The sequence below is a fragment of the Frateuria sp. genome (assembly GCF_013362045.1).
Lineage (GTDB): Bacteria > Pseudomonadota > Gammaproteobacteria > Xanthomonadales > Rhodanobacteraceae > Frateuria_A.
The window spans coordinates 1-5904 of sequence record NZ_JABFWW010000068.1; the positions used below are offsets into that span (position 1 = coordinate 1).

Annotated in this window: 6 protein-coding genes and 2 tRNA genes; 5 read left to right on the plus strand and 3 right to left on the minus strand. The window is 69.4% G+C overall.

The annotated features are described in order from the left end of the window. From HOQ08_RS03405 to HOQ08_RS03415, 3 genes are all read left to right on the plus strand, one after another. Positions 1 to 773: alpha/beta fold hydrolase (locus tag HOQ08_RS03405; protein ID WP_291191632.1), on the plus strand; the 773-nt coding region annotated here is incomplete at its 5' end. 67 nt (positions 774 to 840) lie between these two features. After that, entirely contained in the window at positions 841 to 1422 is a 582-nt protein-coding gene (locus HOQ08_RS03410; RefSeq protein ID WP_291191635.1) for a cysteine dioxygenase family protein, read from the plus strand. 24 nt (positions 1423 to 1446) lie between these two features. After that, positions 1447 to 1532: transfer RNA gene (locus HOQ08_RS03415), tRNA-Leu, on the plus strand. A gap of 69 nt (positions 1533 to 1601) precedes the next feature. On the opposite strand, the gene HOQ08_RS03420 is transcribed toward HOQ08_RS03415, so the two are convergent. The 3 genes from HOQ08_RS03420 to HOQ08_RS03430 form a co-directional block, all read right to left on the minus strand. Beyond that, positions 1602 to 1976 (minus strand): response regulator, encoded by a 375-nt coding sequence (locus HOQ08_RS03420; protein WP_291191637.1) that lies wholly within the window; start codon positions 1974 to 1976, stop codon positions 1602 to 1604. Positions 1977 to 1986: 10 nt separating this feature from the next. Beyond that, the gene (locus tag HOQ08_RS03425) at positions 1987 to 2232 is read right to left on the minus strand and encodes a DUF2188 domain-containing protein (RefSeq protein ID WP_291191640.1); all 246 of its coding nucleotides are present in this window, start codon (positions 2230 to 2232) and stop codon (positions 1987 to 1989) included. 163 nt (positions 2233 to 2395) lie between these two features. Next, positions 2396 to 4333, minus strand: coding sequence for a formylglycine-generating enzyme family protein (locus HOQ08_RS03430; protein WP_291191644.1), 1938 nt, complete (start codon positions 4331 to 4333; stop codon positions 2396 to 2398). Between the two features lie 127 nt (positions 4334 to 4460). Here HOQ08_RS03430 and HOQ08_RS03435 point away from each other — a divergent pair, with 127 nt between their 5' ends. Both HOQ08_RS03435 and HOQ08_RS03440 read left to right on the plus strand, forming a co-directional pair. Next, positions 4461 to 5573, plus strand: a complete 1113-nt coding sequence (locus HOQ08_RS03435; protein ID WP_291191647.1) for a ribonuclease D — start codon at positions 4461 to 4463, stop codon at positions 5571 to 5573. Between the two features lie 124 nt (positions 5574 to 5697). Further along, positions 5698 to 5773 (plus strand) — tRNA-Ala (locus HOQ08_RS03440). Positions 5774 to 5904 lie beyond the last annotated feature (131 nt).

Below are 5904 nucleotides of genomic sequence, written 5' to 3' on the forward strand. Positions count from 1 at the left end.
TTCCGGAGCTTTCGCTGGAGGACGTCGCCAACGCCGCGTTCGAGGTGGTGCACAACGGCCTGTCCATCGAGCGCCTGGCCTGCCTGGTCGGCTGCTCCATGGGCGGCATGGGCGCGCTGGCCTACATGCTGCTGCACCCGGGCAGCGTGCGCGCGCACGTCAGCGTGGACACCGCGCCGCAGGCGCAGCCCTTCGCCATCGCGATCCGCTCGCTGCAGCGCGAGGCGATCCGCCTAGACCCGCAATGGAACGGCGGCGACTACGACATCCACGACGGCCACCGCTATCCCGAAATGGGCATGAGCATCGCGCGCAAGCTCGGCGTGATCACCTACCGCTCGGCGATGGAATGGAACGGCCGCTTCGCGCGCATCCGGCTCGATCCGGAAAAGCGCGAGGGCGAACCCTTCGGCTTCGAGTTCCAGGTGGAGTCCTACCTGCAGGGCCACGCGCAACGCTTCGTGCGCAGCTTCGACCCCAACTGCTACCTGTATCTTTCCCGCGCCAGCGACTGGTTCGACATCGGCGAGTACGGCGGCGGCGACATCATGGCAGGCCTGAAGCGCATCCGGATCGAGCGCGCGCTGGTGATCGGCGTGAGCACCGACATCCTGTTCCCGCTGGAGCAGCAGGAGCAGATCGCCACCGGCCTTGCCGAGGCCGGTGCCGACGTCCGGTTCGTGGCGCTGGATTCGCCGCAGGGCCACGATGCCTTCCTGGTCGACATTCCCAACTACAGCCGCGCCATCGGCGGCTTCCTGGCCGGCCTGTGAACCACCTGCGGCGACCCCGGACAGCGGTGCGCTAGACTTGGTGCGTAGCTGCATCGCGAGAACGCACATGCTTACCACCGAATTCCCCGGCTGCCGAGAACTGATCGGCGCCATCGACCAGGCGGTCGCCCACGACACCACCTTCGCCATCACCGACAGTCTGCGCAACAGCCTGTGCAAGCTGATGCGCAACGGCGCGGTCAAGCTGCCCGACTGCGTGTTCGAGACGGCCGAGGGCCGCTACGCGCGCCGCGAGCTCTACCGCAGCGAACGGCACGGCTACTGCGTGGTAGCGATGACCTGGGGCCCGGGCCAGGGCACGCCGATCCACGACCATTGCGGCATGTGGTGCGTCGAAGGCGTCTGGAGCGGTGCGCTGGAAGTGGTGCAGTACGAGCGCATGGCCGACGAGAACGGCCATTGCCGCTTCCAGGCGGTCGGCTCGATCCAGGCCGGACCCGGCTCCGCCGGCAGCCTGATACCGCCGCACGAGTACCACACCATCCGCAACCCCAGCGACGACGCGATCGCGGTGAGCCTGCACATCTACTCGGGCAACATGACCCGCTGCGCGATCTTCCGGCCGCTGTCCGAAGATGATTGCTATGAGCGCTGCGAACGGCAACTGGGGCTCGACCCGGTGCACTGACCCGGGCATAATCGCCGTCCTTGTGCCGGTGTGGCGGAATGGTAGACGCGGCGGACTCAAAATCCGCTTCTGGCGACAGAGTGTAGGTTCGAGTCCTATCACCGGTACCACAAGAAGGCGCTTGCGCCAGCAGCAAAAAGCCCGCATCGAGCGGGCTTTTTTTTCGCCTGCGGCCTGGCTCAGCAGGAGTAGGAAGACGCCAGCTCGGCCACCATGCGGAACAGGTCGTTGCGGTGGAAGGGCTTCTGCAGCGTAGGCCGGTCCTGCCAGGGCTCGCGCAGGCCATGGGCGCCGTAGCCGGTGGCGAAAGCGAACGGGATATCGCGGGCGGCCAGCGCTTCGGCGACCGGATAGACCTCCTCGCCACCGACGTTCACATCGAGGATGGCCAGGTCGATCGGTTCGGTCCGCGCCGCCTGCACCGCGTGGTCGATCCTGGCCAGGGGCCCGATGATGGTATGACCCGCTTCGGTGAGCATGTCTTCCAGCAGCATCGCCACCAACATTTCGTCTTCGACCAGCAGGATGCGCCAGGGGCCGGAGGTCTTTTCCATGCAGCGCTGCCTAGTGCACCAGGGTGGTAGGGTCGGAGTCGGGCAGTTCGCGCCAGCTGCCGTCGCTTTCCTGTACACGAACAGGCGGGTGCTCAAGGCCCCAGGCGCGCGCCAGCTTGGCGCGCACCCGCATGGCCGCGCAAATCGCCTCGGCGCGTGTCGGGTAGGTGCCTACCCGAGAAGCGTCATCCCGCCGCACGATCCAGGGTGCTTCGGCAGTAAAGGGTATGAGCAGGCGTACGGCTTCGGGATTCATTGCTGCCTCCCCTCGGATGACTCGACCCACTGGGATGCCGGCGAGTGGCGCGAACCGCTGGCCGTGCATGCAGTCTTGCAGATGTCGATTGGCTTGAATAGGCCGCAGGTGGAGCACACGCGCGGCGTTGCGGCTTGCCGCCCCATCCTCGCCAGGGGCGCGTCTACAGCTCGCGAACGACGCGGAAGCCCACGCGCGCGCTGCGCACGCGGCCATCCGCGCCCTGCCGGTAGGCCGAACGCACCTGGTCGGGCGAACTCCCCCACGAGCCGCCCCGCACCACGCGCACGCTGCAGCCGGGATTGAGCCAGGCGCTGCCGTCCACTGGCGCGCGCACGTAGTTGTCGTGCCAGCAGTCGATGGTCCACTCCGACACGTTGCCGTCGATGTCGTACAGCCCGAACGGGTTGGCCTCGAAGCTCATCACCGGCGCGGGACCCCAGTAGCCGTCGCGGTAGCCGGCAAAGGCGTTGCTCCAGCGCCGCCCGCTGGGCGAGCGGTCGCTGCTGCCGGTGAGGTTCTCCACCTTGCGGGTGGGTGCCTGCTGGCCCCACCAGTAGCGGGTCTGGGTGCCGCCGCGCAGGGCGTACTCGAACTCGGCTTCGCTCGGCAGGCGGTAGCGCTTGCCGGTGCGCTGGCCGAGCCAGTCGGCGTATGCGCTGGCATCGCGCCACGATACGTTCACGACCGGCAGGTCGCCCTGCGCCGGATGGCCGGCGTAGTCGTCCTGCCAGGTCGCCCGCGAGTCGTCGCGCAACGCACCGCTGCGCTCGTCGTAGACGCTGGCGCCGCCGAGCTTCAGCGAATCGGGCTGGTAGCCGCTGGCGCGCACGAACTCGCGGAACTGGCTCACGGTGACCGCGCTGCGGGCCATCGCGTAGCCCTTGGCGATGGACACCTGGTGGCGCGGCGTCTCGGCGTCGGCGTGGTCGTCCTCGGCATCGGCCGCGCCCATCTGGAAGCTGCCGGTGGGAATCACCACCATCGCCGGCGCCTGGCCCGGCAGGTCGACGAAGCGGTCGCTGAACACCTGGCCGGGCTTGTAGCTGGCGTACAGGCGGGCGTTGGTGAGCTGCTGCTGGAATTCCTCGATGCCCTTGAGGCCCGGCTGCAAGGCCTGCGCCTGTCCCGCCAGCCGCTGGGCCAGGTCGAGGTTGCCCGCATCCAGCGCCGAACGCGCCTGTGCCAGCAAGCCACTGGCGCGCTGCTGGCGGATGCCTTCGACGCGGCTGCGCACATCCGAAAGCTGCTGCGAGCCGGGCCGGATGGCAGCGGCCTCGGCCAGCGCCCGGTCGGCGGCGGCGAAGTCGTTTTGCGCGACGGCCGCCAGCGCCCGGTCCAACACCACCCGCTGCACCTGGAAGATGCCCTGCTCGGCCATCGCATTGGAGGAGTCGAGCGCCTGCACCTGGCGGTACAGGTCCAGCGCACTGGCGCCCTGCGGCTGATCGGCCTTGCCCTGCTGCAGCAACGAGGCCGCCTGGGCCAGCATCGGCCGCACCCTGGCCAGCGTCTTCAGGCCCTGCTCCAGCTGCGCCACGTCGCCGGCGCTGTCGGGCAGGCCGCGCAGGCCCTCCAGCAGCTCTTGCGCCGAATCGGCATCGCCCACCGCAAGATCCTGGCCGGCCTGCGCCACCAGCTGCGCACGCACCTGGTTGACGCCTTGCGCGGCGGCGCGGCTGTCGGGCTTGTCGTGGAGCGCCTTGGCATAGAGCGCGGCGGCGCTGTCCGGGCCGACCAGCCGACCCGCCTGCAGGGCCTTGCTGGCCCGCGCCAGCAGCGCCTGGATCTGGGGGGTGTCGGCGCTCAGTTGTTCGGGCAGGCTCGGGGTGCCCTTGCTCATGCGTGCGGCGATCACCGCCGCCGGCGCCAGCGTGAGCGGCGGGCCCGCGTCGAGCTCGGCACCCTGCGGGACCTGCGCCGGCTGTCGCCCGGGCGCGCTGGCGAACGCGGCTGGCGATGCGCGCCGCGGCGCCAATTCGGCCGGATTGACATGGAACACCCGCGGGAAGAAATGGTAGACCAGCGCCGCAGCGAGCACGATCACGCCAAGTCCGCCACCCAGGGCGCGCTGACGGCGGACGGTTTCGTTGCTCGGCATGGTGGTCTCTGGGCTACGCTGGCGCGGACTGTTATCGTGCGCCGCTCACCATATGGCACGGCCGATGACAGGGCAATGCGCGTCGCGCGCCCGCGGCCATGCCCATCCCATGCAGAGGAACCTTTCGATGTCCGTGCCCAACGCGGCCGCCGCCACATGGATCGATCGCCGCGACACGCTGGATGCGTGGCTGGCTGCGCTGCCGGCCGACGCCGCATTGGGCGTCGACACCGAGTTCATGCGGCGCAATACCTTTCACCCCCAACTGGCCTTGCTGCAACTGGGCTGGAACGGCCGCTACGCCCTGGTCGACCCGCTCGCCTTCGACATCGGCGACGCACTGCGCCCGCGGCTGGGGGCGAGTACCTCGGTCACCGTGATGCACAGCGCAGGAGAGGATCTGGAGGCGCTCGCTCCGTTGCTGCCCGATGGTCCCGGTACGTTGTTCGACACCCAGGTTGCCGCCGCCTTCGTCGGCATGGGCCTGGGATTGAGCTATCGCGCGCTGGTGGCCGAGCTGGCCGGCGCGGAACTGGACAAGGGCGAGACCCGCTCGGACTGGCTGCAGCGCCCGCTGACCGATTCCCAGCGACTCTATGCCACGCTCGACGTGGTCTACCTGGAACCGGTGCACGCGCAACTGGCCGCACGCCTGGCCGAGCGCGGCCGCGTGGCCTGGCACGCCGAGGATTGCGAGCGGCTGAAGCGCCGCGCCAATGCGCGCGAGGGCGATCCGCAGCCGCAACGCGGCTTCCGCACCGCCGCCGACTGGCCGCGCGCGCAGCAGGCACTGCTGCGCCGCGTGCTGCTGTGGCGCGATCGCAGCGCACGTGCCCTGGATCGCCCGCGCTCGTGGCTGCTGGAGGATGCACTGGCGCTCAGCTTCGCGCAGAGCCCGCCGCTGAGCCTGGCCGAACTGGAACAGCGCAGCCGCGGCCAGCGAGCATTGCGCTCGGCGCAACGCTCGGAGCTTTTCGAACTGCTCGCACCCGCGCCGGATGCGGAAGAATTGGCGACCACCGCAACGATTCCTGCGCCCGTGCTGGGACCAGCCAAGAAAGCCTTGGCGGCGATGAAAGACAGCGTGGACCGGCTGGCGCTCGAACTCGACCTGCCGCCGGGACTGCTTTGTCCGCGCAAGGTGCTGGAGGAATACGTAACGACCGGCGACTGGCCGGAGTTCCTGGAAGGCTGGCGACGCGGCGTGCTGCACGAGCGGCTTGTCGCACTGCTGCCCTAGGACCGCTTGCGCCCGCCGCCGGCGCGCCGCAAGGCTCGCTGGGCCGAAGCCGGACCCGCCGCGCCGGCCGCTCCCGGGGTCTTGGCGGCGGCCGCACGAGGCTGCTAACATGCGCGGCTCGCGTGGGGCGGTAGCTCAGCTGGGAGAGCGTCGCGTTCGCAATGCGAAGGTCGGGAGTTCGATCCTCCTCCGCTCCACCAATTATTCCAGCACACCGAACAGGCCGGTACGCGCGTACCGGCCTATTTTGTTTGGCTGCGTTCGCCGATGGCCGCGACGGGCCGCGGCTATTCGCGCACGGGCTTCGCGTAGATGAAGAAATCGGAGAACG